The following is a 24,869-nucleotide window of genomic DNA, read 5'->3' on the forward strand; positions in this document are numbered from 1 at the left end:
TGGCTGCCGAGCATGAATCGATTTAGTAGCCCCTTCATCTATAGTTAAAGATTAGAGTTCCTCTCTAACTGACAATTAGTGGCTGCCGAAGCATGGAGCGATTTAGCTGCTCCCTCATCTATAGTTGAAGATCAAGGTTGCGTCTAACAATCTGCATTTTGTCCCTTCAACTATCAATGAATACTTAGATATGAGCCATCCTAGATATAAGCAGTCCTAGATATAAGCAACCTTAGGCAAAGCATCTTTATCACTCGGCGTTGAGTTAAATAACCCAGACTTTAAATCTCATTATTCTGCGTCATTTCGATAACAAACATTATAGCTGTTTCACTAATAATGATAATCCACTAAGTACTTAAAACACCTTTGCATATTCGTAACAATACCTTTTGAGAAGCGACAGGCTAAATTCATAAACCCCATTAAAACTAATCGCTACAAACACAAAAAAAGCGCCGAAGCGCTTTTTTCTATATGAGCCTATATCGACTCAAGAGTTGGCATTACTTGTTTGCCGCAACGTGCGTTGCAATCGCATCCATTAATGCTGGCGATAAACAGTCATAAGGTGGTAAGCCTAAGTCCTTCAGTGTTTGACGCACATCAGCCATCGCCTCAGGTGCTGTACCTGATTCTATGATTGACGATACAAACGCGGCAAATTCAGGAGCAGACCAGCCTTGCTGCTTAGAGAGTTCGGTATGAACAAAGTCTAAGCCATAGAAAGGGTGACCCGTGTTTTCGATACGGCCATACATATGGGTGCCGCACTCTTTACATGCATGACGTTGTATCGCAGCGCTCTCATCGATGATCTGTAGCTTATCTGCATTAGCGGTTACACTAACCTTATCTTTTGATACTACTGCAATTTGTGCAAATAGCGCACCTTCAGGCTTCCAGCATTTGCTACAACCACATACGTGATTATGGGCTGTTTGCGCTGCAATGGTGACTTCAATAGGGTTATTAGCGCATTGACATTGCAATGAACCGCCAGCAAAGCTTTCTGCCGTCGCAGGAAACCCGTTATCTACTTGTGGGTGAATTAAAGTTTTAATAGTAATGACTCCTAAAATAGACCAAGGCTCAAATATCAAACACAGAAGTATTTCAGCCTTAGCCAGATGTTTTGTACCGATTGGTATTACATCGCTTGATTGAAAATATTGATGATCTCTTCGGTGCTAGCTTTTCTTGGATTAGTTAAAGAGCAGGCATCGTTTAGGGCATTAATGGCCATAAACTCTAACTTGTCTTGCTTAACCCCAAGATCGCTAAGCTTCTGCGCTGTGCCCACTGACTCAGATAAGGCTTCGATAGCAAGGATGCCCGCTTCTGCGGCTTCAGCAACATTCATACCTGTGCTATCAACGCCCATCGCCTTAGCGATATCGGCGAATCGTTCAGTGCTTAAAGCAGCATTGAAACGAGACACATGAGGTAGCAAAATGGCGTTACATAGACCATGGACTAAGTCATATACGCCACCTAGCTGGTGAGCCATTGAGTGCACGTAACCTAATGACGCATTAGAGAACGCCATACCCGCTAGGAATTCACCGTATTGCATCGCATCACGGGCTTCTCGGTTTTCACCGTTATCGACTACGGCTTCTAAGTTACTTGAAATCAACTCAATCGCCTTAATTGCAGAAGCATCGGTGATCGGTGTCGCGGCAGTAGAAACATAAGCTTCGACAGCATGAGTCAGTGCATCCATACCCGTAGCAGCGGTTAAGAACTTAGGCATAGCAACCATTAGCTCTGAATCGTTCACTGCAATAATTGGGGTTAGGTTCTTATCAACCACTGGATACTTAGTCTCATCTTTCTCATTGGTCACAATGGCAAAGATGGTCATCTCAGAAGCGGTACCCGCCGTAGTGTTAACCGTCACGAGAGGTAACTGCGGTTTAGTCGATAGATGCACACCCTTTGAGTAGTCACGAATATGACCACCATTTGTTGCGACTAAGGCGATACCTTTAGCGCAATCGTGGGAAGATCCACCGCCAAACGAAATGACCAAGTCACAATCTTCGGCGCTAAGTAGCTTAAGGCCTTGCTCGATATTATTTTCAGTTGGGTTAGGTTTAACGCCATCGAAAATGGCAAAGGCGATGTTATGTGCCGATAACTCTTCAGTAAGACGGTCAACCAACTTAATATCGACTAGCGCCTTATCGGTAACGATCAATGCCTTGTGAAAATTTCTAGCATTCAATTCCGAACCAAGTTGCTTGATTGCATCTGGACCCATCATTGACATAGGAGGCATATAAAATGTTGTGCTCATTTGTGTTTCCTTTACTAAATATAAATTGATAAAAACAGAAACTGATCAGCCTCGGACTAAAATTAATACTTGCAGAAGAGAGGCTGGGTGACCCTGATGTCACTCGATGGCAGCAATTATATTCCTCACATCAAATTTGATAATCCAAGGTTTTTACAAATAACTTTTACCTACAAGTAATAATAAAACCCCGCTTAATAACGGCCATATAGGCTTCTTAGGTCAGATTCAAGATTTCTACAGCACTAAATTAAAAATTGCTTTTACCCTAATTTTGTTAATAATTAAGGCATATTTTCCTGTAATAATTTCTAGAGAGTAATAATGTTTAATTGGGAAGGTGTCAGCGAGTTCGTGGCCGTAGCCGAGGCGGAAAGCTTTACTAAGGCATCACAACGATTAGGGATCTCAACCGCGCAGGTCAGCAGGCAGATCAGTGCCTTGGAAACTCGACTCGCTTCTAAGCTGTTTCATCGCACCACTAGAAAGGTGTCTGTCACCGAAGTCGGCCGTATCTATTATCAGCACTGCCGACAGGTGCTCGATGGCCTCGAAGAAGCAGAGCGAGCAATTACTAACTTGCAAACAACGCCAAGAGGGCTGCTTAAGATCACCGCTCCGGTCACCTATGGCGAAAAGACCATTGCGCCCCTGATTAACGATTTTGTGGTTCAGTACCCAGAGCTTGAGGTCAAGCTCAACCTTAGCAATCAAAAGGTGGACTTAATTGACGAGGGTTACGATTTGGCAATTAGGCTTGGACATTTAGAGGATTCAAGCATGATGGCCAAGAAGTTAAGCAGCCGAACTCAATATGTTTGCGCCTCACCAAGTTATATCTCAACCTATGGTATTCCACATTCATTGTCGGAGTTAGAACAGCATAACTGCTTGATGGGTACGATGGATTACTGGCGATTTCAAGAAAATGGTAAAACCAGAAATGTGCGCGTTAGAGGCACGCTGAGCTGCAACAGTGGCCATGCCTTGGTCGATGCTGCAATAAAAGGCATAGGTATAGTGCAGCTACCCGATTACTACGTCGATCCCTTTATAGAAGATGGTCAGCTGGTCACCTTGCTGGAGCAGAACCGCCAACCTGAAGAGGGTATTTGGGCACTCTATCCGCAGAATCGCCACCTTTCCCCTAAGGTACGTATGCTACTTGAACACTTAAGTAACGCCCTCAAACAGGCATAACACCTCACCTTCTTTTGACCTATGCTCCAAGTTATAGGTCAAAAGCCCCCCTCAATAAATGACAAAAAACTATAATTTCAACAGCATAGCTGTGAGCTCACCTAAATATTATTACCCTGTAGTAAAAGTAATTTACCTTTTTAGCTAATTGTTCCATAAGGAACGATAACTATAATGAGCGCCATCTAAAGCCCTGCACTCGGTCATACCCTTAGTATCCCCATTAAGTCCCAAGGCTATTGTCAAATTACATCTGCATCTGTCGATGCTCAGAGGAATTATTATGTCTCGTATTGTTATTGTTGGTGGCGGCGCAGCCGGGCTTGAAATCGCAAGTCTTCTAGGTCGTAGTGTGAATAGCCAAGATGAAGTGATCTTAGTAGAAGGTGAAACCCATCATTATTGGAAGCCACGTTTCCACGAAATTGCTGCCGGTACCTTCGACAGTGATCTCGATAGCCTATGCTATTTCAGCCACGGTGCTAAAAATGGCTACATGCATTACCAAGCGTGGATGACGGATATTAATCGTGCCACCAAGAAGCTTGCGGTTCGTAAACCAAACGGTGAAATGGACACTCTGGATTACGACTACTTAATTATCGCTATCGGCGCCATTAGTAATGACTTTGCCACCCAAGGTGCAAAAGAGCACTGCTTATTCTTAGATACCTCAGCACAAGCCCGCGATAGCTGGCACCAAATCAGCAGCTTGCTGCGCTCTGGTAAGGATTGCACTATCAATATCGTCGGTGCAGGCGCAACCGGTCTAGAACTCGCTGCTGAGCTTGCCAAAGTCAGTGCAGAACTTAGTGATAACCCTTATGCGGCATGGCTTAACATTAACCTGATTGAGGCGGCTGACAGAGTGTTGCCAAATGGTCCTGTGAAGATGTCAGAGCAAGCTTTATTAAGACTTGAAAAGTATAAAATCAACGTAATGCTTAATACTCGCATTGCCAGTGTCGAAGCGGATCGCATGACCACCAGTGACGGCCAAGTACTCAATGCCGATGTGCAGTTTTGGGCGGCGGGTATTAAGGCCCCTGATTGGCTAAAAGAGATTGGCGGCCTGCAGAGCAACTCACTTAACCAACTGGTCGTGGAACAAACTCTGGCAACGACATTTGATTCATCTATTTTTGCACTGGGTGATTGCGCCGCCATTCCGCAGGCAGATGGTAGCCAAGTGCCGCCAAAAGCCCAGGCCGCAAACCGTGCAGCAGTACATTTAGCTAAGAGCCTAGTGGCCCATTTAAGTGGCAAACCACTCAAGCCATTTGTCTACAACGACGGTGGCATGGTGGTCGCTATCGGGCATAATTTTGCCATTAGCACCATGATGAACGATAGATTGATCTTAAAGGGCCGCCTAGTGCGCCGCCTCTACGATACGATTTTCCGTTTACACCAAAAAACCGTTAGCGGTTATCTAGCCATGTCACGTTTGATTATTTTTAAGCGACTCAAATGTTTGTTTAAACCCGCCTAACCCAAGTACTTAAGAATCATCAAACAAAAAGAGCTGCAAAGCAGGAGATTTCTAACTCCTGCTTCTAACAACTTTATATGCATACCGTTACCTCATAAGTAACCGCGCTATTACTACAGTATTGCAAAAACAGTGTTTCACCTGTGAGACAGTATCCACCGCCAAAGAACTTCCCACAAACACCAACAATAAACCTGCAAGCGCACCACCAAAAAGCAACAAGCAAGCATTTATTTCATATACCGTCAGGGGCAATCCTGAATAATAGATTAATTCTCACAAAATAATCGCTACTGGTACTGAATTTTTGTATTTAAATAAGTTTAAATGATTTCAAATAAGTTTAAATATAAAAATCACCCCAATAATATTCACATTTACCTCACACTTTTTCTCAAAGACTTTTAAATATTCATCAGGTAACATCCGCCCCAAAATTGGGTCGCTAAGTTCTGTCTAAAATGAGTATTGACGTATTTACCGTAATGGCTAAACCTGTAAGTGATAAGTGTAATTTAAAATGCTCTTATTGTTTTTACTTAGGAACGGCTGATCAACTGAATCACCAGCCATCAAATTTAATGACGGATGAAGTGCTGCGTGATTTCACCAAGAAATACATCGAACAATCCAACACCCCTAGCGTCAACTTTGTGTGGCAAGGTGGCGAGCCAACGCTAGCTGGACTGGACTTCTTTCAAAAGGCGATAAAATTTCAACAAGAGTTCGCTGGCGAAAAAGAGATCAGTAACTCGCTGCAGACCAATGGCATAGCACTAAATCGACAGTGGATGAAATTCTTAAAAGAACATAATTTCCTCGTCGGGATCTCTATTGATGGCACGCAGACGGCCCATGATAAATATCGTATTTCTATTAATGGCTCACCAACCTATGAGCGCGTAAAACAAGCTATCGCGCTGTTAAACGAATTTAAAATTGAATATAACGCGCTCTGTACCATTAATAGTAGCAATTGGAATAAAGGCAAAACGGTTTACAGTAACTTAAAACAAATGGGTGTTCGGTATATGCAGTTTATTCCGATTGTCGTATTTGATAAAAAAAATAAAGTTGCACCTTTCACCTTGCCACAAAAAGGCTTTGGCACTTTCTTAGTTGATGTTTTTAATGAGTGGGCTAAACAAGACATTAATTACACCTTCATAATGAACTTTGAGAGCATTCTCTCAAGTTACGTCAATAACCACCCTCTTATCTGTTTTCATAATAAACAGTGTGGCTCGCCTCTGGTTATTGAGTCTAATGGTGAAGTTTACTCTTGCGATCATTTTGTCACCGACCAATTCCGTATCGGTAATATCGAAACACAGAATTTCACTGAGATGGCCCAGTCAGATAAACATCAAAAGTTTCAAGAGCTACGCAGTATCACTAAAGAATGCCAACGCTGTGAATACCTGTCTTTATGTAATGGCGGCTGCCCAAAGCATTCACTGCCAGATGGGAGCAACTACCTATGCCCATCTTACAAATTACTCTTTAAGCACACTAAAGAGCCCGTAAAAATAATCATAAACAACCTACTGTAACCTAAGGTCAAAAACCAAATGCGCAATAAAAATATTAAAAAGTTAGCACTTGCACTATCGCTATCTCTGGCAGGAACAGGCTCTGCCTTTGCTGATCAAGACAATGGCTTTATCTTTGATTACGGTTCAATAAAAGTAGGTTATGCCAACTGGGACATGGGACTTGAAGATGTCGGCCGTGGCGATCTACTCAAGATATTCGCCGACTATGGTGCTATCCATAAAGGATACGAGTACTACGGATTTTTAGAGTACAACCGCTTCGATCACCCAGATGACACCCGTAACCAAGTATTCACTGCCAATACTCACATCCGCCTGTTTGACAGCAACTTTACCGCCTTTGGTAAGTTCTATGCTCAGTATGAGAACAACCCTAAATTCTCTGATGATGTCAGCACCATTTTAGGTATGGGTTACCTAGGTTATTCATCAAAAGCTGGCTTCTTCAAGCCTTTTGTTGGTGCGCATATTATGTCCGGCGATGTTAAATCGACCTCTACTGGCGAGTCTTCCAATGGCATGAACGGTGTCATGGTGGGTTGGGTCGGCGCTTATCATCTTAGCCCGCAATTTTCGCTTACCAACTGGAACGAATTTGAAATCGCCCGTAACGATGCTTATGCAGAGCAACAGCACGGTGATTTCGGTATCAACGGTGGTCTGACGCTATCGTACAAACCTACCAAACATTTTGTCGCCGATGTGACCTACCGCTACTTCTACAACAAGCTTGCAGTTGAAGGCTATGGCGACCAAATAATCTTTATGGCTGGCTACAAATTCTAAGGAAATATAACAATGAAAAAAACACTACTCGCGAGTGCAATAGTACTTGCCTCTCTAAGCACCAATGTTTCGGCCGCTCAAACTACTGTCACTGACAAGCCAAACGTAGTTATTTTCTATGTCGATGACTTAGGCTATGGTGATTTGGCGACCTACGGTCACAACATTGTTAAGACACCAAACATCGACAAGTTGGCCGCTGAAGGCATCAAGTTTACTCAGTACTATTCACCAGCGCCACTGTGCTCGCCATCACGCGCAGGCATGCTAACCGGTCGTACCCCATACCGCACAGGCATCCGCTCATGGATCCCTGATGGACAGAACGTCCATATCGGTAAAGAGGAGATCACTCTAGCCCACATGCTGAAAGATGAAGGCTATGACACTGCTATCACTGGCAAGCTTCACCTTAACGGTGGCGCACATATGAAAGATCACCCGCAAGCGAGTGATTTAGGTTTCGAGCATAGCTTTATCATTCCTGGCGGCTGGGCTAAAAATGCCAAGACCGAAGCCAAAAATGCTGATGGTAGCTTGCGTCACGGTAAGATCCACGTTGATAACTTCTGGCGCAACGGTGTACCTGTAGGTGAAACGGATCAATTCAGCGCCGACTTAGTGGCCAATGAAGCTATCGGCTGGCTAGATGATCAAGGCGGCGATAAGCCTTTCTTCCTGTACGTGCCTTTCTCTGAGGTGCACACGCCTATAGCTTCACCACAGAAGTACTTGGATATGTACGGTGACTACCTGACCGACTTTGCTAAAGAAAATCCAGATTTGTTCCATTGGGATTGGGTTAATCAACCTTACCGTGGTCAAGGCGAATACTTTGCCAACATCACCTATATGGATGCTCAGCTGGGCCGCGTTATCGACAAGCTAAAAGCCATGGGTGAGTATGACAATACCATTATCTTGTTCTCATCAGACAATGGTCCGGTAACTCGTGAAGCGCGTAAGCCATATGAGCTGAACATGGCGGGTGAAACTGGCGGACTACGTGGTCGTAAAGACAACCTGTTCGAAGGTGGCATTCGCGTACCGATGATCATGAAATACCATGGTCACGTTAAAGCTGAAACCGACTCTGATGAGCCTATTTATGGTCTAGATATTGTGCCGACTCTATCTGAGCTCATTGGCTTCGATACCCCTAGCGACCGTACAATCGATGGTGTCTCATTTGTCAGCACATTCAACGGCCTGAGCGTTGAGCGTACAAAACCGATGATCTGGACCATTGATATGCCGTATCAAGATGATGCTATCAATGAATACGCTGTACGTATCGGTGATTTCAAACTGATTATTGACCGTCAAGGTAACAACAAGTACCTGTTCAACATCGGCCAAGACAAATACGAAGTGTATAACCTACTCAACAAGCCTGAATACAAGGCCAAAGTTGAAGAGTTAACCACGGCGTACCAAGCTTACCGTAAGGATATCGAAAACGATAATATCCTTAACAAAGGTAAGAAGTAATTAAGCTGGTGTCATTTCAATACGCCAACCCATAATTGAATGACACATGCTCAAACCACTAACCCAAGCTCGCTTTGAAACGTGGTTTTTTTATTAGGTCTTCGTTCCAAATATCGTAACGTTGGCTAACCTCAACTGCGGTGCAAGAAAAGCAAGAGCATAAGAAAACTAATAGCACAAAACCCGTAAGTGAATGACTCCAAGCATAGAAAGTTAATTCGAACTCTAACAATATTCAACCTGCATATTCACGGCTTGAGCCACAAACTAAGATTGCCGAACTGTTAACTAGAATGCAACTGTGTTAATTTTGATCGGCATCAGCCCTCACATTGCTCTAAAGTCATTCACCTGAGCGCGACAAGGCTGCTACCAGAAAGAATCACAGCACGGCCTCTAGTTTTAACTCTAACTATTTTCTAGCAAGGTTCGTGCGCAAAGGATACCTAACCTCGAGCACGGAGTTCTTATGAAACGTATACTTTTAATCGGTGGCCTACTCCTTAGTGGCGTAACCCATCAAGCCCTTGCCGATGAACAATGCGGCAAGGTCACTATCGCCGATATGAATTGGAGCTCTGCTTCATTAATCGCTAACGTTGATCGCTTTATTTTAGAGCATGGCTATGGCTGTGAAGCCGAGTTAACTCCTGGCGATACCATGCCCACCAGCACCTCAATGGTTGAAAAGGGCGAGCCTGACATCGCCCCTGAAATCTGGAGTAACAGCGTCAAAGAGCTTATCGAGCAAGCGGTCACTGACAAACGTTTAGTTATCGCAGGCAAGTCGTTGTCGGATGGTGGTGAAGAGGGCTTCTGGGTTCCACAATACATGGTCGACAAAGACCCTAGCCTGAAAACCATTCAGGGGGTGATAGCCAATGTTAAAGCCTTTGAGCATCCAGAAGATCCTGAACGCGGCGCCTTTTATGGCTGCCCTGCGGGTTGGGGTTGCCAGCTCTCTGCAGAAAACCTGTTTCGCGCACTCAAGCTTAGTGATGCTGGGTTTGATCTTATCGATCCGGGCTCAGGAGCTGGTCTAGCGGGTTCTATTGCCCGAGCTTATGAGCGCCAACAGCCTTGGTTTGGCTACTATTGGGCCCCCACGGCAGTATTGGGTAAGTACAAGATGGTCAAAGTGGACTTTGGTAGTGGCGTCGATGCAAAAGAGTTTAGTGATTGTATCTCTCAAGCAGAGTGTGCCGACCCTAAAGTCACCATGTACCCAGCGGCCTTGGTACAAACGATTACCACCGCAGAATTTGCTAAAAAATCAACGTCTGCATTTGAATACCTTGGCAAACGCGCCTTAACCAATGCGCAGATGAACAGCTTACTGGCCTGGATGGAAGATAATCAGGCTGATGGCACTATCGCCGCCGAGCACTTCCTAATCAATCATCAAGATATTTGGCTTGAATGGGTCCCCACTAACGTCGCCACAAAAGTGAAATTGGCCATAGCCGATCTATAAAAGTCACTATCAATGCGAGGCCTGCTAAGCCTCGCTTTTTTTATCCTCATCTAGATATCACGAATAAAAATAATAGAGGTAGTAATGGCTGACTTTTCTTGGCTCAGCAAATTCCCAAAAATGGATCGCTCCACTTTGCTAGAGATCCGTAAATATTTAGACGGTGCTTTTCGGGACTTTTCACGCGAATACGGCGAGCTTATCGAGTCTTTCTTCGATCCGCTGCTCGACTTTCTTATCTGGTTTGAAAAGCTGCTAGTGCAATCGCCATGGTGGGCTGTACTGCTCTGCATTACCACTTTGGTTTACTTTGCTAGCCGCTCATGGAAATTATCTTTAGGGGTCGTCATTTCATTTTTGCTGATTGGTTATTTTGGCATGTGGGAAGATACGATGCGCACCCTTAGCATCATTACAGTCTGCACCCTATTGGCTATCACATTGGGCGTGCCCATTGGCATCTTAATGTCTCGCAGTAATCGAACTCAGGCGCTAGTGACCCCAATTCTGGATGTGATGCAAACCATGCCCGCCTTTGTGTACCTGATCCCGGTCGTCATGCTACTGGGTATTGGCAAAGTGCCCGGCGTTATTGCGGTAGTCATTTACGCTATTCCACCCGTTATTCGCCTAACCAACTTAGGGATCCGCTTAGTAGATAAGGAAGTGCTAGAAGCGGCCACCGCCTACGGTGCCAACCGAATGCAGCGCCTGATGGGGGTTCAATTACCACTGGCCTCACCAACCATAATGGCCGGTATTAACCAGACGATTATGATGGCATTAGGCATGGTCGTCATCGCATCGATGATCGGCGTCAAGGGCTTAGGCCAACCAGTACTCAAGTCGATCACTAATCAATATTTCACCCTCGGACTCTTTAACGGTTTGGCCATCGTTGCTCTGGCAATCATTTTTGATCGCACCTCTCAAGCTTACGCTAAGCGTTCACAGAAGCATATGCGGGGTGGACAGCATGACTAACGACGCACAGATACAACCACTGATCCAAATTAGGGATCTGTTTAAGGTCTTTGGCAGCAAACCAAACACAGTGATGCCTCTGGTTAGAGAAGGCTTATCTAAGGATGAAATTCTCGCAAAAACCGGTCATACCGTCGGCCTTAAAGCCATTAACCTCGATATTAAAAAAGGCGAGATTTTTGTGATTATGGGGCTATCTGGTTCCGGTAAATCAACCCTAATTCGCCACTTCAACCGCCTCATCGACCCGACAGAAGGGCAAATATTGGTCGAAGGTTTGGATGTCATGAAGCTCAATACCAAGCAGCTAGAACAGTTTCGGCGCAGTAAAATGGCCATGGTGTTCCAACGCTTTGGCTTAATGCCTCACCGAACGGTGCTAGAGAATGTCGGTTATGGCCTGAGTGTGCAAGGAGTCGACAAAGCCGCAAGAAATGCCAAAGCGAAGCAATGGCTTGAGACCGTAGGCTTGAGCGGCTATGAGGCCCAGTATCCGTCTCAACTATCAGGTGGTCAGCAGCAACGTGTAGGCCTTGCAAGAGCCCTATGTACCGATGCAGAGATCTTGCTGATGGACGAGGCCTTCTCCGCACTCGATCCGCTAATACGCAGTGAAATGCAGGACCAGTTGATAGAACTGCAAAAAGAGCTACATAAAACCATTATCTTTATTACCCATGATCTCGATGAAGCGCTGCGAATTGGCGATCGCATCGCCATTCTCAAAGACGGCGAACTGGTTCAAGTGGGTGAGCCGGTGGATATCTTACTCAACCCTGCCGACGATTATGTTGAAGCTTTTGTCAAAGACGTAAACCGTCCACGAGCCCTCACGGTTGAAACCGTCATGAAGCCCCCCGCATTTCGCCTAACCGCCGACACGATAGGCGAAGCGCTCAAACAGATGAAACGCATTCCTGCTAACTATGCCTATTACGTTACCGATGAAGGCTTTCAGGGGCTGGTATGCCAAGAAGCACTCGAAGATGCCGTGAAAGCAGATGAGCAAGCGCTAATGGAAGACTTCGAGGTAGAGCCGCTGACACCGATATCACAAGATGCACTGCTTGAAAGCATTATTCCCGCAACGATGGAGTCGGATTATCCCCTACCCGTTGTCGATGCTGATGGCGACTTACAAGGCGAACTTTCCCGGACTCACTTGGCTGGCGTGCTATCGGACTTCTACAGCGATGATGCCGACAGCACAGACAAAATAAACAGCACCGACTTACAAAAATCAAACTTAACCAATAAGGATAAATGATGATCCGCTACACACTTGCAGCTTCATGTATCGCCCTTGCATTATCCGCTAATGCAAATGCCACCCCAATAGATGAAGAGCTAGAGGCGTTAAAAGCCCGTATCGATCAACTTGAGGCTCAGCAGCTTGAATCTCAACAGCAGCAACCAGAGCTGCTAGTTGTTGAAGAACAAACACAGGAGCCAGAAAATGCCGTCAACTTTGGCGGGGCCGTGCGTGTCAATTATGCCTATGAGGACTACGATGAGGATAACTCTGACCGTGGTGGCGACTTTGACTTTGACCTATTTCGCATAGACGTTTCTGGCAATTACCAAGACCTTATTTTTTCAGCCCAGTACCGCTGGTTCGAGTATATGAATGTTATTCAGCACGCTTGGATTGGTTATAACTTTGATGAGCAGCAGGGTAAAATTGGTGTGACTCAAGTGCCTTTTGGTATTTTAACTTACGCCTCAAACAACTACTTCTTCAGCTCTAATTTCTATCTTGGGCTTGAAGATGACTACGATATGGGCCTGAACTACACCTATAAAGGCGATAAAAATCAAATTGATCTCGCCTTCTATAAGAATGATGAACAGGGCGGCCTTGATGGCTTCGTCTCAGACCGAACCGATCGTTATGCCTACGATGTTGTTGGTATCCGTTTACCCGGAGAAGATGCCTATGATGCCCCGAGTGACGGCTATGCCGCTGCCGAAGTGAATACGTTTAATGGTCGTTATGCTCACAATATGACATTCAATGACGTTGAAGTTGAACTGGGCGCGTCAATCCAAGCGGGACAGCTAGATATTGCCAACGGCACCGATGGAGATAACGTGGCTGCAGCGCTGCACAGTATTATCAATTACGACCGCTGGAACGTTAAGTTACAGCTGACCGACTACAAGTACGATGTGGATGGCATGGATGTAGAGCGTATTGTGGTAGCCGCTTATCACTTTTATGACTCTATTCCAGCAGAAGCGACGACCTATATCGCCAACGTGGCATACAGCTTACCTGTAGAGATAGGGCCAATATCCAATCTAACTTTCTATAACGATTATTCGCTTGTTACCGATAAGTCTGCGGCGCTAGCAGATACCTTTATGAACGTCACAGGCATGGCTATTGCTGCTGGCGGACTCTATACCTATGTCGACTTTGTTGTTGCAGAGAACCAACCATTTATCGGCGGCACCATGGTGGGAGATGGCGGTACTAACACCCGCTTTAACATCAACTTTGGTTACTATTTCTAATCTTGCTATCTATTGCAGCAACTTAGTGTGAATAACTGCTAACAAAAGACCACATCACTTTCGAGATGCGGTCTTTTGTTTGAATAGGTGACATTGATGCCCGATAAGCCTCGGGAAGTCCCAGAAAGGAAAAAAACGCATCCCTTGCGAGATACGGTTTTCCCTTTGATAAATAGCATTCATAATCGATAAGCGACGAAATCCCCCCTACCTTCAATGACCTCAGTCAAAAAAGTCGTTCCAAACTCTAAAATCAGCTTTTTGGGTAATAAAATATTCATTACCAACCAAAGTTGTTACTATTCCGTTAAATAACAACAATAAATGAGTCGTTTTACAGCTCTAACTATAGAGAAAACAAAATGCATGAAAAGTATTCATCCAACCTAACACTACCAGAAGTACCATTTAACTCTCCTACACTGCCATATGAAAAACCAGAAGAGAACGTTAACTACTGGATTGTTGACAACTTATTTACAGAGAAGCAGGCCACTGATATAGCTAATCGTTGCTACACGAAAACAAAGTGGAAACTTGGGAAGCCCTATAGCGACGAGTTATGGCCGGGCATGCGATCTAAAAACGCATTAAAGAAAAAAGAGTTAGAGCTGGTTGAAGACTGGATAAAGCAAAAAACTGGTAAAAATAAAATTTGGGTAGCAGAGTCAAAGGAAGTGATTGTCGATACAAATACAGCAATTCTAGTCGGCAGTGAAGAAGGAGCTCCGAGACCTCATGTAGATAGTAGAAAGCTATGCCGTTTTGGAGCTGTTTTATACTTAAATAAACAACCTTCACCAAATTCTGGCACCTCTTTTTATCGACTAAAATATTCTAACGGTGCTGCTGGCGGCAATATCGTAAAAAACCCATATCTAAACCTTGTAGATGCATTAAACACCAACAGCCTACCACCAAGTTCATGGTATGAAGATCTAAGCATAGAGAATAAATTCAACCGACTTATTTTATTTAAAGGCAACATTGCTCACAGTGCAAGTGGCTATTTTGGAAAAGAAAAAAGAGAAAAGCGATTAGCTGTAACTTTCTTTTATATGTCAGATGATTAATTGCCCATATAAAATATCTTAGCAGGCTAGGTGAAGCAAAACCCTAAATATTTCAAATAGTTTTTTAAGAATAGAATTAGCTATTTTCATCTAACAAAAAGCAAAAAGGCCTCACATTGCTGTGAGGCCTTTTATTATTAATAGGTGAGTTGGCCGATAAGCTAACTGAGCCAACTCACATAATCTAATTTTATTGAGCTTCATAGTAAGTAACCACTAACGTGTGTAACAGATGGTGTAACACTTAGTGTAACAGAGCGAACGACAGTACAGTATGGCCAGCTAGGCAGACGAATAAGCCTGATAATTCATTACTCATGCTTAACACTTTTACGTCTCATATTGCACTGACTATAGGGATTGCAGTGACAATTAGAACACATGCTTTCGTTGTCTACTGCTAACTAATGCCTAGCCTACGCTTCATATGAAATTCTTGCTCATTGGTTCATCATTCATAGCGTAAACAACACGCACTGCGAGCGCTGGAGCCACTCTGTATTTTGCGCGCAGAATTATTCAAATTTCTTTAAAACACCAGATATAGCAGCTTGACTTACACCAAACATTTGTGAGAGTTGCATTTGAGTATAATTACCAGTTTTGTAGTAGTGATAAATTTGATTTTTTTCTGAGTCACTAAGTTGCCCTCTCTTGACTCCTTGTGTTTGATTGAATTGTTCTATTTTTGCTTCCAAGTCTTTGATCTGCCAAACCATACTGCTAAGTTTTCGCTGCTCATCAAAAAACTCTTGTTGTGATATATCTCCGGACATACACCTTAAATTAAGGTTGCTAAAGTGTTCATTGTAGAAGTTTTGAAGCTCTAATAATGCCGTCTTAAGTGAGCGTAAGCTTGCTTGTGAGTATTCGGCGCGCTGGTTATATATGTATTCCATGTAGGTTATAAAACTTATAATATAACATTTGACACTTATTATAAGTTTGTATAAGTTTGAATGCAAGAGGTCGAACAGGTTGACTTCTTATGACCTGTACTAGGGGATAAATTTATGGGAACTATTAGAGGCTTCGTTCTAGATTCTACTCTACAAGCGCTAGCTCGTGATTTAATTGAGCTGGAAGTAAGCACTGGTGTTGCTCCTGATGTTGACAAAACAGTTGCGAACTGGAATGCGAAGCACAAAATGGCTGAAGATACATCTCAATTACAAAATGATGTAGCGTTATTCATAAATGTAGAGAAAAACCGCCAGTTAAAATCAATGAATGCTCTAGGATACACTGCATATAAAGCAGAGCCTTATGTTGAAAAAGCTAAAAAGCTAATGTCAGCTCCAAATGTAGGAGGCGAACCTGAGACCGAGTAAAATAGATAAGCACACAACCGGGTAGCCGAAGGTACCTAGCCTCAAGCACCCGGTTCCACACTGGCTAGTTCATTCTTTTCTCAGAGAAAATCTTCCTTATTTTTAAGGAAGTATTACTTACTGCTCTCTCCTGTAGAACTTAAACTCTAAGCAATTTTAACCAAAATTACGTGTTAGCTATACTGATGAAGCAATATTTAACTAACTTAACGATAATAGTTATTATCGTTAAGTTGGCAAGCCATTGGTAAACCGTATGTTTTGCTGCTTAAACTGGCTCAAATTCACGGTAACTAGAAGTTGCAACCACTTCATCATAGGTATTAAATCAGCGCTATCGGGTGAGCCAAAAAACTTTAGGCGATTACCACTCTGATAATGGTCAAGTATAAGCATAGTGATTATCATGAAGTCAGACGACAAGACAAGCTAATGAGTCTAGAGTAGTGACACGTTTTTTGTTATTGGCCTGGAATGCAGAGTTATGAAGAAGTCAGAGTATGAAATAATTAGCAATCAACTTTCACATATAAAATCGACTACTGAGGGTGCTATCAGAGCGCTAGAACTGAACTTAAAGTACATCAATACGATAGAGGCTCAGCTAAAAACCAGTATTAATGAGAAAGCAGTTATAGCGACATTAACTCAAGCCTCTTTGTGCCCTCCAGATCCGAAAAAGCAGCCAAATGACTTAATAAAAATCAAAGAGGTCATCCAAATGACGAGCTTAAGTCGATCTACTATTTATACAAAAATGAATCAACAGGACTTCCCTAAATCAATTTCACTAAGCAGTCGTTCTGTAGTTTGGGTACGGAAAGAGCTCGAAGATTGGATTCAAAATAAAATGGCGGAAAGACTCAATGATTAAATCACTATAGCCTTCCTGACGCTCACAGAGAATATCCAAGCTATAGTATTGCACTACCAATTTCATTCTCGTTTAGAAGCAAATCATACTTTAAACTACCAGAGTATACTAAACACCCAAGCAACGCTCCGCCAGCTAGATACAGCATTGAATTTGATCCTCGATAGGTCGCGAAAAGGCTTCCCAGTACGCCACCAAGTAAAGCCCACCTTAGCTGTGGGCTTACTGGAGTCCCATGAATCAGATAGTTTGCTATATGTTGGCAGTTACGGCTTGTTAGACAGTATTCAGTTGAACCAGCAAAGATAGTTTCAATCCTTGTTGATAAAGTCTCGACGTCAAGATCTTCAACATTTTGAACCTTAATAGCTTTTCCCTTACAAAATTCCTTGATAAGAACCACTTTAACCCCTGTTTCAGGGCTTGAGTGTATGACACGATCTCCTCCCAAATACACACCAACATGCTCGACAATACCTTTACTTCTAAATAGTAAAGATCCCGGTTTTAAGTTATTATTCATTAATACAAATATCCTATACACATACGTTTAAAGCATATACGTTAAACGTATTCGAATTCACAATCAAGGCTTTTATGGATAATCTGACTACTTATTCCGCAGTTCTAGGCTCAATCATTGCTAGTAGGCGTAAAGCTTTAATAAAAGAACAAGCCGAAATAGCAGCCCAGCTTGGGATTTCTCAAGCTTCATATAGCCGACTTGAGAGTGGAAAGTCTTCAATGAGCACTGACCAAATATTCCTTACTTGCAATGCATTGCAGATTAGTCCTAGCGAACTTTTTATGCATGTTGAAAAATCAATAGATTCTTTAAAATCTAATGGTTACCGAGTAATTGCGCAGACAAGGGGAAGTCTAGAGTCGGATACTGGGAAGATAGTTGTAGGCGCGGCTCTTGGTGCTCTTTTGGTCGGAATTCTATCAAAGCGATAATTCATAACTCAAATACATCGTCCTATTGGCGGGTGAGCTATGGGCTACTTCCTGATAATTACTGTTACCGTTAAGTTGACTTTAACTCGCATAGAGTCACAGCACGTTTTGTGGACAAAAGCTTGTTGAAGCTAAGGCTCTAAAGCCTATGCTTCACATTACAATAAGTATGGCGATTGTAGTAGTTAACACAGTCTTAAGATTTGAGTAATACAATATCCAAGCCTCGGCATTTCGCCTTAGACTCTATGCAGACTAAAATGCCAAGCGTTACGAATATCTCTTAAACGCTTGTTCTATCTTCGTTAGCTGATAATAAAGGCTTGCGTCGAAGAAAACTTTACTCGACACCGTAAATGGACCAACAATCTTAATCATTAGTTCTTCTGGCGTAAGTGATTCAACTGGAGTTTTATCATCCCAAATAATTACACTACCTACGGCGACATCATACTTCCAATTACGATGAGCAGTAGCATTTCTCAACCAAGATATATCAGTATGAATTAATGATGGATATTGCGTTTTTAGACTATCCACTTGTTTTAGCATAACACCTAGTTTCCCATCTGGAACCTTGTTTGATTTAGCCAAAAGATATTTGCAGGAAACTAAAAATGATAAGTATTTTTTATAGCTATCCTCTATGAGGGTTGGTGCTATCGTAATAATTTTTTTTGCTAACCTCTCTCCTTCTAAGCCATCAAGCTGTAAGACTAAGCAGGAACTCTCTAGCATATTGTCTGTTGAGTTTAAAATGTCAGATTGTACTATCAACTCTGAAGCCTTATTTGTTTCAACTGCATCCACATCAACAAATAACTGCAATAATTCATTAAACTCCTGAACGCTTGCATTTTTATTTTTAATTGCTAAGGTTTGTTCTTCTAGGTTGGAAACAATGGATGACAGAATAGACTCTGGAGAAGAAAACATTTCTAAAAATGTTGGCGCTGCTTCCTTTAAAAAGTCTTCATCAATTTCTAACGAATTTTCAAAGCACTTAATAAATTTTGAAAGCGATGATAACGGAGCTTCGATATCAATAAACTTATTTGATTCGAGTTCTTCCAAAACTATGTTCAACTCTTCTGTTTCTTTAAACATTGTAACCTCAGAGAACTATAACACCAAAACAGCGATTTACCCGCAAGAGAATGCCGAGCAACTAATTGATAATAAATAGTATATCTAGTCATCGGCAAGTGTTCAATGTCCTATTTGTTTACTCAAGACAATTAAGATGTTCGGGGGCAGATCTTATATTTTGGCTATTCTTTAGCGCATGTATGGCAAACGTAATTAGCTGAAGACCACTCAGTCTGGAGAGTTAACACACTTTGGGCAAAAATGAGTCAGCGTAGATCTCGCTGACTCGAAGTTGGACAAAAACGATTTACGGTCACTGAGCTAAACCGTTTCTATCAGATTAGAAAAAGAATCTTAAGTTCTTGTCAGCTATCTTGTTAACCGTTGATATTTAGATACTTTCGATAGCTTGGGTGCACAGTCCAAGTAAGATCATTATTTCGGTTTTGCTGAGAATAAAATAGATCTGGATCATCAGTATAATATGTAAATTTCTGAGAGCTATCAGGCAGCTTAGATATCAAACCAATTTTGTATACAAAGTGTCCTAAGTCGATAAGTTCACAGTATGGTTTACCGTCAATAACAGGAATGTCTGACGCATCTCGCCCTTTTATAAACTTACTATCCAATATCATTTCCAACTCTGAAAAAGTATACTCTTTTTGACCTGCTCTAAATGAATCGATCAAGTTTTCCAGTTCAGGAAATTGGTGTTGATGTTCTTTTATCAAATCATCACGTCGATTTTGACCATATTTTGTCAAAACCTCATTAAACTGATTCAAGGACACTTTGCAACGACTCTTATGAGCCTGAATTGAAGCCATTCTACATAATTGCCCCATAGAACGAGGACGGTGATTGGAAAATGCGTTAATCGCATCAAAAACAGGTGCTTCTTTTCCCGCCCATTTTATAGGACTAATAAATATCAGTTGGAATAGTTTGTTATAGTCTCGGTCGTACTTATACTTTGCCTCGAGAGACAAGGGGTGCTTTCTTTGAACATAAGAAAGTATTTTCTTCGCTAGCATCTCTCTCATCTGTTTTTTTGTCCAAACAATATTTACAATGTATTGATCCCATTTATCAAGGTCTTCTACATGTCTTAAGTTTGTCCAGACATCAGAGCGCACTGTTGCTCTGACATTCAAGTTTTTGACATCAAAACAAAGTCCACGGACTGCACTGAAGAAAGAGCTGATTCGATACTGAAAATCTTCACTGTCTATATATTTTGCGTCAATATCATCAACCAGTAGCCATACTTTTTTGTCACTATTTTCTTCTAAATAGTTGTTAAGAAGATTTTCTAATTTTTCCGGTTGAAACCCTTGAGTTTCAGAACCAAGTACAGGGATTTTACCTTTTATTCGAGATATGAGCCCACCAATTAAGTTTTTGCTCTTCATTCCTTCTAGTTCAGAGATCTCGACCATCGACATTTCGTCACTAGTTAAAGCGAAGTTAATGGTCTTACCTATATGGATGTTAATTTCCTTACAGATAATTTGCTTCCAATAATTTTCAAGGTATGCAGAGTCCTTACCATTAAAGTCCCCTAACCCAAGCAATGAGTTTCCCGTAACACGAATAACTATTGGACTGTTATATTCCTTTTTAAATGCCAAGTCATAATCAAGTTTTGACAATAGGGTTGACTTACCCATACCTTTTCTAGCGTTTACCACGCATAAACGATGCTCATCATCATAAAAATCATCAAATTCATCATTTTCAATAAAGTATGAGTTCAATACTTCCAGAGATTCATCCTCGCCAGCATCGTTACCAAATAACGATCTATCATTCAACTTGAGCCTTAACATATATACACGACACTTCCTAATAACAACTAATTTCAATACTATATACTCAAAAGGTTCTGTTGCATATTGCGCTAAAATAGATAACGAATGACGTGGATTCCCCTCCCGAGGAACTGCCTCGCTTTAGGTGTTAGCACCGCGACCACCAAAATTGTACCTTGAACTAAAAATGCTTGCATTGATGTTAGGTCGCCTGCTCTAGTGTTTATCACTGAGCTAAGTAGCTAATAAAACTTTGCCATCAAGCCTTGGTGTGCATGTAATTGCGTCAAATTAGTCTTGATGGCATTAGTATTAATAGGGAAAACAAGAATACGCTATCGATGTAGAACATTTGTTCTAAGTGATATAGGGCATAAGTGAGTCACATCAATACCATGATAATTGTCGTTACCATTAAGTTGGCACCACTACATGACTAACCCTGTACCTCAGTGCTTGTGATAAGGCCGCTTTCAACTAGAATTGATGGTTCACCATCTCTTCCAGCCAAAGGTCTTGCTTAACGCACTACAGATTAGAGGTCATCCCAATGAAAAAAATAATCTTGATTTCATGTGTGAGCAAAAAGGTCGAATATACAACTACAGCAAGAGAGCTCTACATTAGCACTCTTTTCAAACTAAACCTCCGATATGCTGAACAGCTAAGACCTGATAATATTTTTATTCTGTCAGCTAAGTATGGCCTCCTACCGTTAAACGAAGAAGTTGAACCTTATGAGTTAACACTTAATACAATGAGTTCAAATGACATAAAAACATGGGCAGGTGGAGTATTACAGCAACTCTCAGACAGGTACAAAATGGATGCATGCCATTTCACCTTTTTAGCTGGAGAGAAATACAGGAAGCATTTGATTTCACACACACCACATTCAGATATTCCCCTTCAAGGGCTTCGTATCGGTGAGCAGCTTCAAAAACTAAAAGGCCTAATATCATGAGTTGTGAATGTGAAGTGCTTCACCATATAGCAAACAGTCTAGAAAGACATAGCTTCCCATGTGATAGTGACAACATTCCCCGTAATGGAGTTTACTTTTTATTTCAAAGAGGCGAGAAATCTCACCAAGCCGATAGAGTTGTGCGGGTTGGTACTCATACTGGCGATAACCAACTGCAATCCAGACTGAAACAGCACTTCAATCAAGAAAATAAAGATAGAAGCATTTTTAGAAAAAATATTGGTAGAGCTCTCCTCAGCAAAAGCAATGATGCCTTCCTAAAGCACTGGGAACTTGATCTTACGCAAGGAAGGCAAAAGACGAGTACGGCCCCCTGATTGACTTCGACTACCAAAAAGCCATTGAACACCAAGTGAGTCTCTATATAAGAGAGAATTTTACTTGTTCAACATTTCCAATAGCAAGTAAAGAGGAGAGGCTAAATATAGAGTCAAAACTCATTTCAACACTATCGTGGTGCGAGGAGTGTAAACCCTCCTCCGATTGGCTAGGAAACTGCTCACCTAAAAGTAAGATAGTTCAGAGCGGGCTATGGTTGGTGAACGAACTATACAAAACCCAAATGACACCTGATGAAGTCAATAACCTGTCTGAAAAAATCAAAGCCGATAAACTAGTGTTTCTATCAAGTAATCAATAGCAATTGAATAGTTAAATTTAATCAGTTTTTCAATATCTAGCCTCAAGTGACTCAATCTTTACTACAATATGTAAACGTACAAAAATCTGGCAGTCACATATGGGTGTTGTATATTATTTCGGCATTGGATCGCTTGCTTTTGTCATCATAGTCATACTTATTATGAAAAATAGTTTTAACGCCAAATGTATGAAAGTAGCGATGAAAGCCTTAGAAATCACTATTGAGCCATTTGATCTTTCCGCTGGTGAATACTTACCAGCTCCTCCAACAATGAAGGTAATGCTTCTTGGGTTTCTATCGGCACGGGATCTAAAGCAGATACTAATCAATGTGTTTGACTTCTCGACCCCTGAACTAGGCGCATACTATATGTTAGATCAATTAAGTGAGGCATTTGAAGCCGAATCAAAAAAAGAGATGGCTGCATGGTTTGGTAGAGCGAGAGACAGACTTACTGAAAATTTCAATAAGTCTGTTCGAGAGATGCTTATGAAGAGCTAGTAGAATAGGCTAGTGGGGGCCGAGATCCTCCCTCTGAGGTCATACAAACATAATCAACTTACCTATCAAAACCACGTTAATAACGATTACTGTTAAGTCAGTGGTAAACGATTACCACTGACTTAAAGCTTACTATACCCTTCTATCGTATTGGCACCCCGTTCAACTCTAAGTGGCTAATTATCGATCCTTTTGAGCGACCAAACTCTCTAGACAACCGGGAGACTGGACGCCCCCCTGTATAATCATTAATTAATTTTTTAGTATCAGCATTCGACCAAGGGAGTCCATGATTTCTTGCTTTACCATTGACTATATTTATCAACACTTTATCTTGCGACCTTAAATATGATTTCTCACTAAGATTTTTTGCAACTAAATGTATGCAGACTTTTACAGCTTCAAGCACTTCTGGCTCATGAAAAATATCTTCCTTTCTCAATGTTCTCCGTGAGTATGGGTTCATTCCATCGGCAATATACTTCAGTGTTTCTAACGCGATATCTGTCTTCATCATCAATGCCTTTATCTAATTTTTTAATTATTAATCTCTACTTTGAGGCTGTCTTTAACTGTCAGACTCGCCAATTATCAGGCAAGGAGCTTTGCTCTTACTTCACACAACATGTATCTGATAAGCTTATTGAACATGGTTTCATTGATATCTAACTGGCATTGCTTGAGTATCTTGGTTAGCTTCACTCTATCTGTATTATTTTTAGTACGTCTAAGGGCTGCAATACCAAAGTATTTTACAATTTCCCAATCTTGAGTACCTTCACCTAGTAACGTACTTAACTTGTCAGTGTCGTAGGCAAACAAGCCTGTATAAAGGTCTGCCCCCACTTCAATATCCTTCAACTTAAGACCTTTAACGGATTTCACGTTATATGGTCTAATTGTCATTTCCAACCTAGTACATACTTTATTGCTATCCACTCCACGTTTAACTCGCTCAGCATTTTTATTGTAAACCTGTACCCTACGTGACTTATTAGCTCCAGTAATCTTGGTCTCTACAACTCCATTAGCGCTAAAAAAGGCTTTATAGGATGAACTTTTATCAAGGTTAATGGTGGTGTCACCAACGAAGTAACCATCACTGTCAAACGTAACATCGACTCTAGTTACATTTGATTTCAGTATTCGATTTTTAAAGTGTCTACCGCACAACTTCTTAAGCTTTTTAACAAGTACTCTTAAGTCTTTCTCTTGGTAATTAGATGGGTTATAACTGAGCTTTAATTCCTTTATCTTTTTTGAAATAGGCTTAATAAGGAGCTGTAAACTACTAAATTGCTCAGCTTCAATTGAAAATGATTTATTGAATTTCACTCCCTTCGCATTTGCGTGTGAATGTTGCTTTACCCTGACTAAGCGCATCTCTTCCTCAATCAATATAGAATGCAAACGTTTACTTTCAGAGCGAGACAGTGGAATAGTTATTTCAATTTTATCTAGAAACAAATCAGCAAAGATATCGGGACTTGCAAATTTGCAAGACAGCGAGCTGTAGTCAGAAGAGCTTGTTCCAAGCTCTTGATACGATGTTGAAGTCGCTGTAGTTACTACTACCGTAGACTTTGCTGGCTTATATTCTTTGTAGCTGCTTAACGTGTCATGGGCAACTTCTGACATAAGTACGCTGTCAAAATTACTCAGGTTAGAGTTATGGATGCTAATTAGATCATCAAGTGTGATATTAGCCATTGTATGCTTAACATGATCAATGACAGTGATGTTATAGTCAGATTTAGCGGTATCTGCTAGTAGTTTTTTCATTCATAAGTCTCTTATTAG

At 41.8% G+C, this 24,869-nt stretch carries 25 protein-coding genes; 17 read left to right on the forward strand and 8 right to left on the reverse strand.

The window, feature by feature from the left end; all coding sequences use genetic code 11:
- Positions 1 to 506: 506 nt before the first annotated feature.
- A complete protein-coding gene (gene gfa / locus SHAL_RS20835) occupies positions 507 to 1,064 on the reverse strand; it encodes an S-(hydroxymethyl)glutathione synthase (RefSeq protein ID WP_041416634.1) in 558 nt (185 codons plus the stop codon).
- An 86-nt stretch (positions 1,065 to 1,150) separates the two neighbouring features.
- Positions 1,151 to 2,302 (reverse strand): iron-containing alcohol dehydrogenase, encoded by a 1,152-nt coding sequence (locus SHAL_RS20840; RefSeq protein WP_012279093.1) that lies wholly within the window; start codon positions 2,300 to 2,302, stop codon positions 1,151 to 1,153.
- Between the two features lie 324 nt (positions 2,303 to 2,626).
- On the opposite strand from SHAL_RS20840, the gene SHAL_RS20845 reads away from it, so the two are divergent.
- The 10 genes from SHAL_RS20845 (at position 2,627) to SHAL_RS20890 (ending at position 14,875) form a co-directional block, all read left to right on the forward strand.
- Complete coding sequence (locus SHAL_RS20845; protein WP_012279094.1) at positions 2,627 to 3,502, forward strand: LysR family transcriptional regulator; 876 nt, start codon at positions 2,627 to 2,629, stop codon at positions 3,500 to 3,502.
- A 283-nt stretch (positions 3,503 to 3,785) separates the two neighbouring features.
- Complete coding sequence (locus SHAL_RS20850) at positions 3,786 to 4,994, forward strand: NAD(P)/FAD-dependent oxidoreductase (RefSeq protein WP_012279095.1); 1,209 nt, start codon at positions 3,786 to 3,788, stop codon at positions 4,992 to 4,994.
- 461 nt (positions 4,995 to 5,455) lie between these two features.
- The gene (locus SHAL_RS20855) at positions 5,456 to 6,547 is read left to right on the forward strand and encodes an anaerobic sulfatase maturase (RefSeq protein WP_012279096.1); all 1,092 of its coding nucleotides are present in this window, start codon (positions 5,456 to 5,458) and stop codon (positions 6,545 to 6,547) included.
- A gap of 18 nt (positions 6,548 to 6,565) precedes the next feature.
- Positions 6,566 to 7,336, forward strand: coding sequence for an outer membrane protein OmpK (locus tag SHAL_RS20860; RefSeq protein ID WP_012279097.1), 771 nt, complete (start codon positions 6,566 to 6,568; stop codon positions 7,334 to 7,336).
- Between the two features lie 12 nt (positions 7,337 to 7,348).
- A complete protein-coding gene (locus SHAL_RS20865; protein ID WP_012279098.1) occupies positions 7,349 to 8,827 on the forward strand; it encodes a sulfatase family protein in 1,479 nt (492 codons plus the stop codon).
- Between the two features lie 469 nt (positions 8,828 to 9,296).
- Positions 9,297 to 10,301: an ABC transporter substrate-binding protein gene (locus SHAL_RS20870; RefSeq protein WP_012279099.1), complete on the forward strand. Its 1,005-nt coding sequence runs from the start codon at positions 9,297 to 9,299 to the stop codon at positions 10,299 to 10,301.
- Between the two features lie 84 nt (positions 10,302 to 10,385).
- Complete coding sequence (locus SHAL_RS20875) at positions 10,386 to 11,285, forward strand: ABC transporter permease (protein WP_012279100.1); 900 nt, start codon at positions 10,386 to 10,388, stop codon at positions 11,283 to 11,285.
- The gene (locus SHAL_RS20880; RefSeq protein ID WP_012279101.1) at positions 11,278 to 12,552 is read left to right on the forward strand and encodes a quaternary amine ABC transporter ATP-binding protein; all 1,275 of its coding nucleotides are present in this window, start codon (positions 11,278 to 11,280) and stop codon (positions 12,550 to 12,552) included. The genes SHAL_RS20875 and SHAL_RS20880 overlap by 8 nt, the downstream gene beginning before the upstream one ends.
- Positions 12,552 to 13,802, forward strand: coding sequence for a putative porin (locus tag SHAL_RS20885; RefSeq protein WP_012279102.1), 1,251 nt, complete (start codon positions 12,552 to 12,554; stop codon positions 13,800 to 13,802). Before SHAL_RS20880 ends, SHAL_RS20885 begins: the two co-directional genes overlap by 1 nt.
- 362 nt (positions 13,803 to 14,164) lie before the next feature.
- Positions 14,165 to 14,875: a DUF6445 family protein gene (locus tag SHAL_RS20890; RefSeq protein ID WP_012279103.1), complete on the forward strand. Its 711-nt coding sequence runs from the start codon at positions 14,165 to 14,167 to the stop codon at positions 14,873 to 14,875.
- A 515-nt stretch (positions 14,876 to 15,390) separates the two neighbouring features.
- On the opposite strand, the gene SHAL_RS20895 is transcribed toward SHAL_RS20890, so the two are convergent.
- Positions 15,391 to 15,774, reverse strand: a complete 384-nt coding sequence (locus SHAL_RS20895; RefSeq protein ID WP_012279104.1) for a hypothetical protein — start codon at positions 15,772 to 15,774, stop codon at positions 15,391 to 15,393.
- A 114-nt stretch (positions 15,775 to 15,888) separates the two neighbouring features.
- Between SHAL_RS20895 and SHAL_RS20900 the strand changes: the two genes are divergently transcribed.
- Both SHAL_RS20900 and SHAL_RS23625 read left to right on the forward strand, forming a co-directional pair.
- Positions 15,889 to 16,206 (forward strand): hypothetical protein, encoded by a 318-nt coding sequence (locus SHAL_RS20900; RefSeq protein ID WP_012279105.1) that lies wholly within the window; start codon positions 15,889 to 15,891, stop codon positions 16,204 to 16,206.
- A gap of 484 nt (positions 16,207 to 16,690) precedes the next feature.
- Positions 16,691 to 17,080, forward strand: a complete 390-nt coding sequence (locus tag SHAL_RS23625) for a helix-turn-helix transcriptional regulator (RefSeq protein WP_041416153.1) — start codon at positions 16,691 to 16,693, stop codon at positions 17,078 to 17,080.
- A 40-nt stretch (positions 17,081 to 17,120) separates the two neighbouring features.
- Here SHAL_RS23625 and SHAL_RS20910 read toward each other — a convergent pair whose 3' ends face one another.
- Positions 17,121 to 17,603, reverse strand: coding sequence for a lecithin retinol acyltransferase family protein (locus SHAL_RS20910; protein WP_012279107.1), 483 nt, complete (start codon positions 17,601 to 17,603; stop codon positions 17,121 to 17,123).
- A gap of 74 nt (positions 17,604 to 17,677) precedes the next feature.
- Between SHAL_RS20910 and SHAL_RS20915 the strand changes: the two genes are divergently transcribed.
- On the forward strand, positions 17,678 to 18,037 hold the full coding sequence (locus SHAL_RS20915; RefSeq protein WP_041416154.1) for a helix-turn-helix domain-containing protein: 360 nt from the start codon (positions 17,678 to 17,680) through the stop codon (positions 18,035 to 18,037).
- Between the two features lie 270 nt (positions 18,038 to 18,307).
- Here the strand turns inward: SHAL_RS20915 and SHAL_RS20920 are convergent, their stop codons facing one another.
- Together SHAL_RS20920 and SHAL_RS20925 are read right to left on the reverse strand one after the other, a co-directional pair.
- On the reverse strand, positions 18,308 to 19,144 hold the full coding sequence (locus tag SHAL_RS20920; RefSeq protein WP_012279108.1) for a hypothetical protein: 837 nt from the start codon (positions 19,142 to 19,144) through the stop codon (positions 18,308 to 18,310).
- Between the two features lie 359 nt (positions 19,145 to 19,503).
- A complete protein-coding gene (locus SHAL_RS20925) occupies positions 19,504 to 20,943 on the reverse strand; it encodes a P-loop ATPase, Sll1717 family (RefSeq protein ID WP_223296227.1) in 1,440 nt (479 codons plus the stop codon).
- A gap of 547 nt (positions 20,944 to 21,490) precedes the next feature.
- Here SHAL_RS20925 and SHAL_RS20930 point away from each other — a divergent pair.
- The 4 genes from SHAL_RS20930 (at position 21,491) to SHAL_RS20940 (ending at position 23,069) form a co-directional block, all read left to right on the forward strand.
- Positions 21,491 to 21,904, forward strand: coding sequence for a DUF6884 domain-containing protein (locus tag SHAL_RS20930; protein WP_041416158.1), 414 nt, complete (start codon positions 21,491 to 21,493; stop codon positions 21,902 to 21,904).
- The gene (locus SHAL_RS23695; RefSeq protein WP_502572821.1) at positions 21,901 to 22,242 is read left to right on the forward strand and encodes a GIY-YIG domain-containing protein; all 342 of its coding nucleotides are present in this window, start codon (positions 21,901 to 21,903) and stop codon (positions 22,240 to 22,242) included. Before SHAL_RS20930 ends, SHAL_RS23695 begins: the two co-directional genes overlap by 4 nt.
- A 23-nt stretch (positions 22,243 to 22,265) precedes the next feature.
- Positions 22,266 to 22,565, forward strand: a complete 300-nt coding sequence (locus tag SHAL_RS23700) for a GIY-YIG domain-containing protein (RefSeq protein WP_502572823.1) — start codon at positions 22,266 to 22,268, stop codon at positions 22,563 to 22,565.
- 99 nt (positions 22,566 to 22,664) lie between these two features.
- Positions 22,665 to 23,069: a hypothetical protein gene (locus tag SHAL_RS20940; protein WP_012279111.1), complete on the forward strand. Its 405-nt coding sequence runs from the start codon at positions 22,665 to 22,667 to the stop codon at positions 23,067 to 23,069.
- Between the two features lie 142 nt (positions 23,070 to 23,211).
- Here SHAL_RS20940 and SHAL_RS20945 read toward each other — a convergent pair whose 3' ends face one another.
- Positions 23,212 to 23,586 carry a hypothetical protein gene (locus tag SHAL_RS20945; RefSeq protein WP_150102119.1) on the reverse strand — a complete coding sequence of 125 codons (375 nt, stop codon included), beginning with the start codon at positions 23,584 to 23,586 and terminating at the stop codon, positions 23,212 to 23,214.
- 74 nt (positions 23,587 to 23,660) lie between these two features.
- Positions 23,661 to 24,851: a hypothetical protein gene (locus SHAL_RS20950; RefSeq protein WP_012279112.1), complete on the reverse strand. Its 1,191-nt coding sequence runs from the start codon at positions 24,849 to 24,851 to the stop codon at positions 23,661 to 23,663.
- Positions 24,852 to 24,869 lie beyond the last annotated feature (18 nt).

The sequence above is a fragment of the Shewanella halifaxensis HAW-EB4 genome (assembly GCF_000019185.1).
GTDB lineage: Bacteria > Pseudomonadota > Gammaproteobacteria > Enterobacterales > Shewanellaceae > Shewanella > Shewanella halifaxensis.

Bases quoted from the DNA above. Each gene is read 5' to 3' on its own strand.
- SHAL_RS20840 (WP_012279093.1), bottom strand. From the start codon at position 2,302: ATGAGCACAACATTTTATATGCCTCCTATGTCAATGATGGGTCCAGAT.
- SHAL_RS20845 (WP_012279094.1), top strand. From the start codon at position 2,627: ATGTTTAATTGGGAAGGTGTCAGCGAGTTCGTGGCCGTAGCCGAGGCG.
- SHAL_RS20850 (WP_012279095.1), top strand. From the start codon at position 3,786: ATGTCTCGTATTGTTATTGTTGGTGGCGGCGCAGCCGGGCTTGAAATC.
- SHAL_RS20855 (WP_012279096.1), top strand. From the start codon at position 5,456: ATGAGTATTGACGTATTTACCGTAATGGCTAAACCTGTAAGTGATAAG.
- SHAL_RS20860 (WP_012279097.1), top strand. From the start codon at position 6,566: ATGCGCAATAAAAATATTAAAAAGTTAGCACTTGCACTATCGCTATCT.
- SHAL_RS20865 (WP_012279098.1), top strand. From the start codon at position 7,349: ATGAAAAAAACACTACTCGCGAGTGCAATAGTACTTGCCTCTCTAAGC.
- SHAL_RS20870 (WP_012279099.1), top strand. From the start codon at position 9,297: ATGAAACGTATACTTTTAATCGGTGGCCTACTCCTTAGTGGCGTAACC.
- SHAL_RS20875 (WP_012279100.1), top strand. From the start codon at position 10,386: ATGGCTGACTTTTCTTGGCTCAGCAAATTCCCAAAAATGGATCGCTCC.
- SHAL_RS20880 (WP_012279101.1), top strand. From the start codon at position 11,278: ATGACTAACGACGCACAGATACAACCACTGATCCAAATTAGGGATCTG.
- SHAL_RS20885 (WP_012279102.1), top strand. From the start codon at position 12,552: ATGATCCGCTACACACTTGCAGCTTCATGTATCGCCCTTGCATTATCC.
- SHAL_RS20890 (WP_012279103.1), top strand. From the start codon at position 14,165: ATGCATGAAAAGTATTCATCCAACCTAACACTACCAGAAGTACCATTT.
- SHAL_RS20895 (WP_012279104.1), bottom strand. From the start codon at position 15,774: ATGGAATACATATATAACCAGCGCGCCGAATACTCACAAGCAAGCTTA.
- SHAL_RS20900 (WP_012279105.1), top strand. From the start codon at position 15,889: ATGGGAACTATTAGAGGCTTCGTTCTAGATTCTACTCTACAAGCGCTA.
- SHAL_RS23625 (WP_041416153.1), top strand. From the start codon at position 16,691: ATGAAGAAGTCAGAGTATGAAATAATTAGCAATCAACTTTCACATATA.
- SHAL_RS20910 (WP_012279107.1), bottom strand. From the start codon at position 17,603: ATGAATAATAACTTAAAACCGGGATCTTTACTATTTAGAAGTAAAGGT.
- SHAL_RS20915 (WP_041416154.1), top strand. From the start codon at position 17,678: ATGGATAATCTGACTACTTATTCCGCAGTTCTAGGCTCAATCATTGCT.
- SHAL_RS20920 (WP_012279108.1), bottom strand. From the start codon at position 19,144: ATGTTTAAAGAAACAGAAGAGTTGAACATAGTTTTGGAAGAACTCGAA.
- SHAL_RS20930 (WP_041416158.1), top strand. From the start codon at position 21,491: ATGAAAAAAATAATCTTGATTTCATGTGTGAGCAAAAAGGTCGAATAT.
- SHAL_RS23695 (WP_502572821.1), top strand. From the start codon at position 21,901: ATGAGTTGTGAATGTGAAGTGCTTCACCATATAGCAAACAGTCTAGAA.
- SHAL_RS20940 (WP_012279111.1), top strand. From the start codon at position 22,665: ATGGGTGTTGTATATTATTTCGGCATTGGATCGCTTGCTTTTGTCATC.
- SHAL_RS20945 (WP_150102119.1), bottom strand. From the start codon at position 23,586: ATGATGAAGACAGATATCGCGTTAGAAACACTGAAGTATATTGCCGAT.
- SHAL_RS20950 (WP_012279112.1), bottom strand. From the start codon at position 24,851: ATGAAAAAACTACTAGCAGATACCGCTAAATCTGACTATAACATCACT.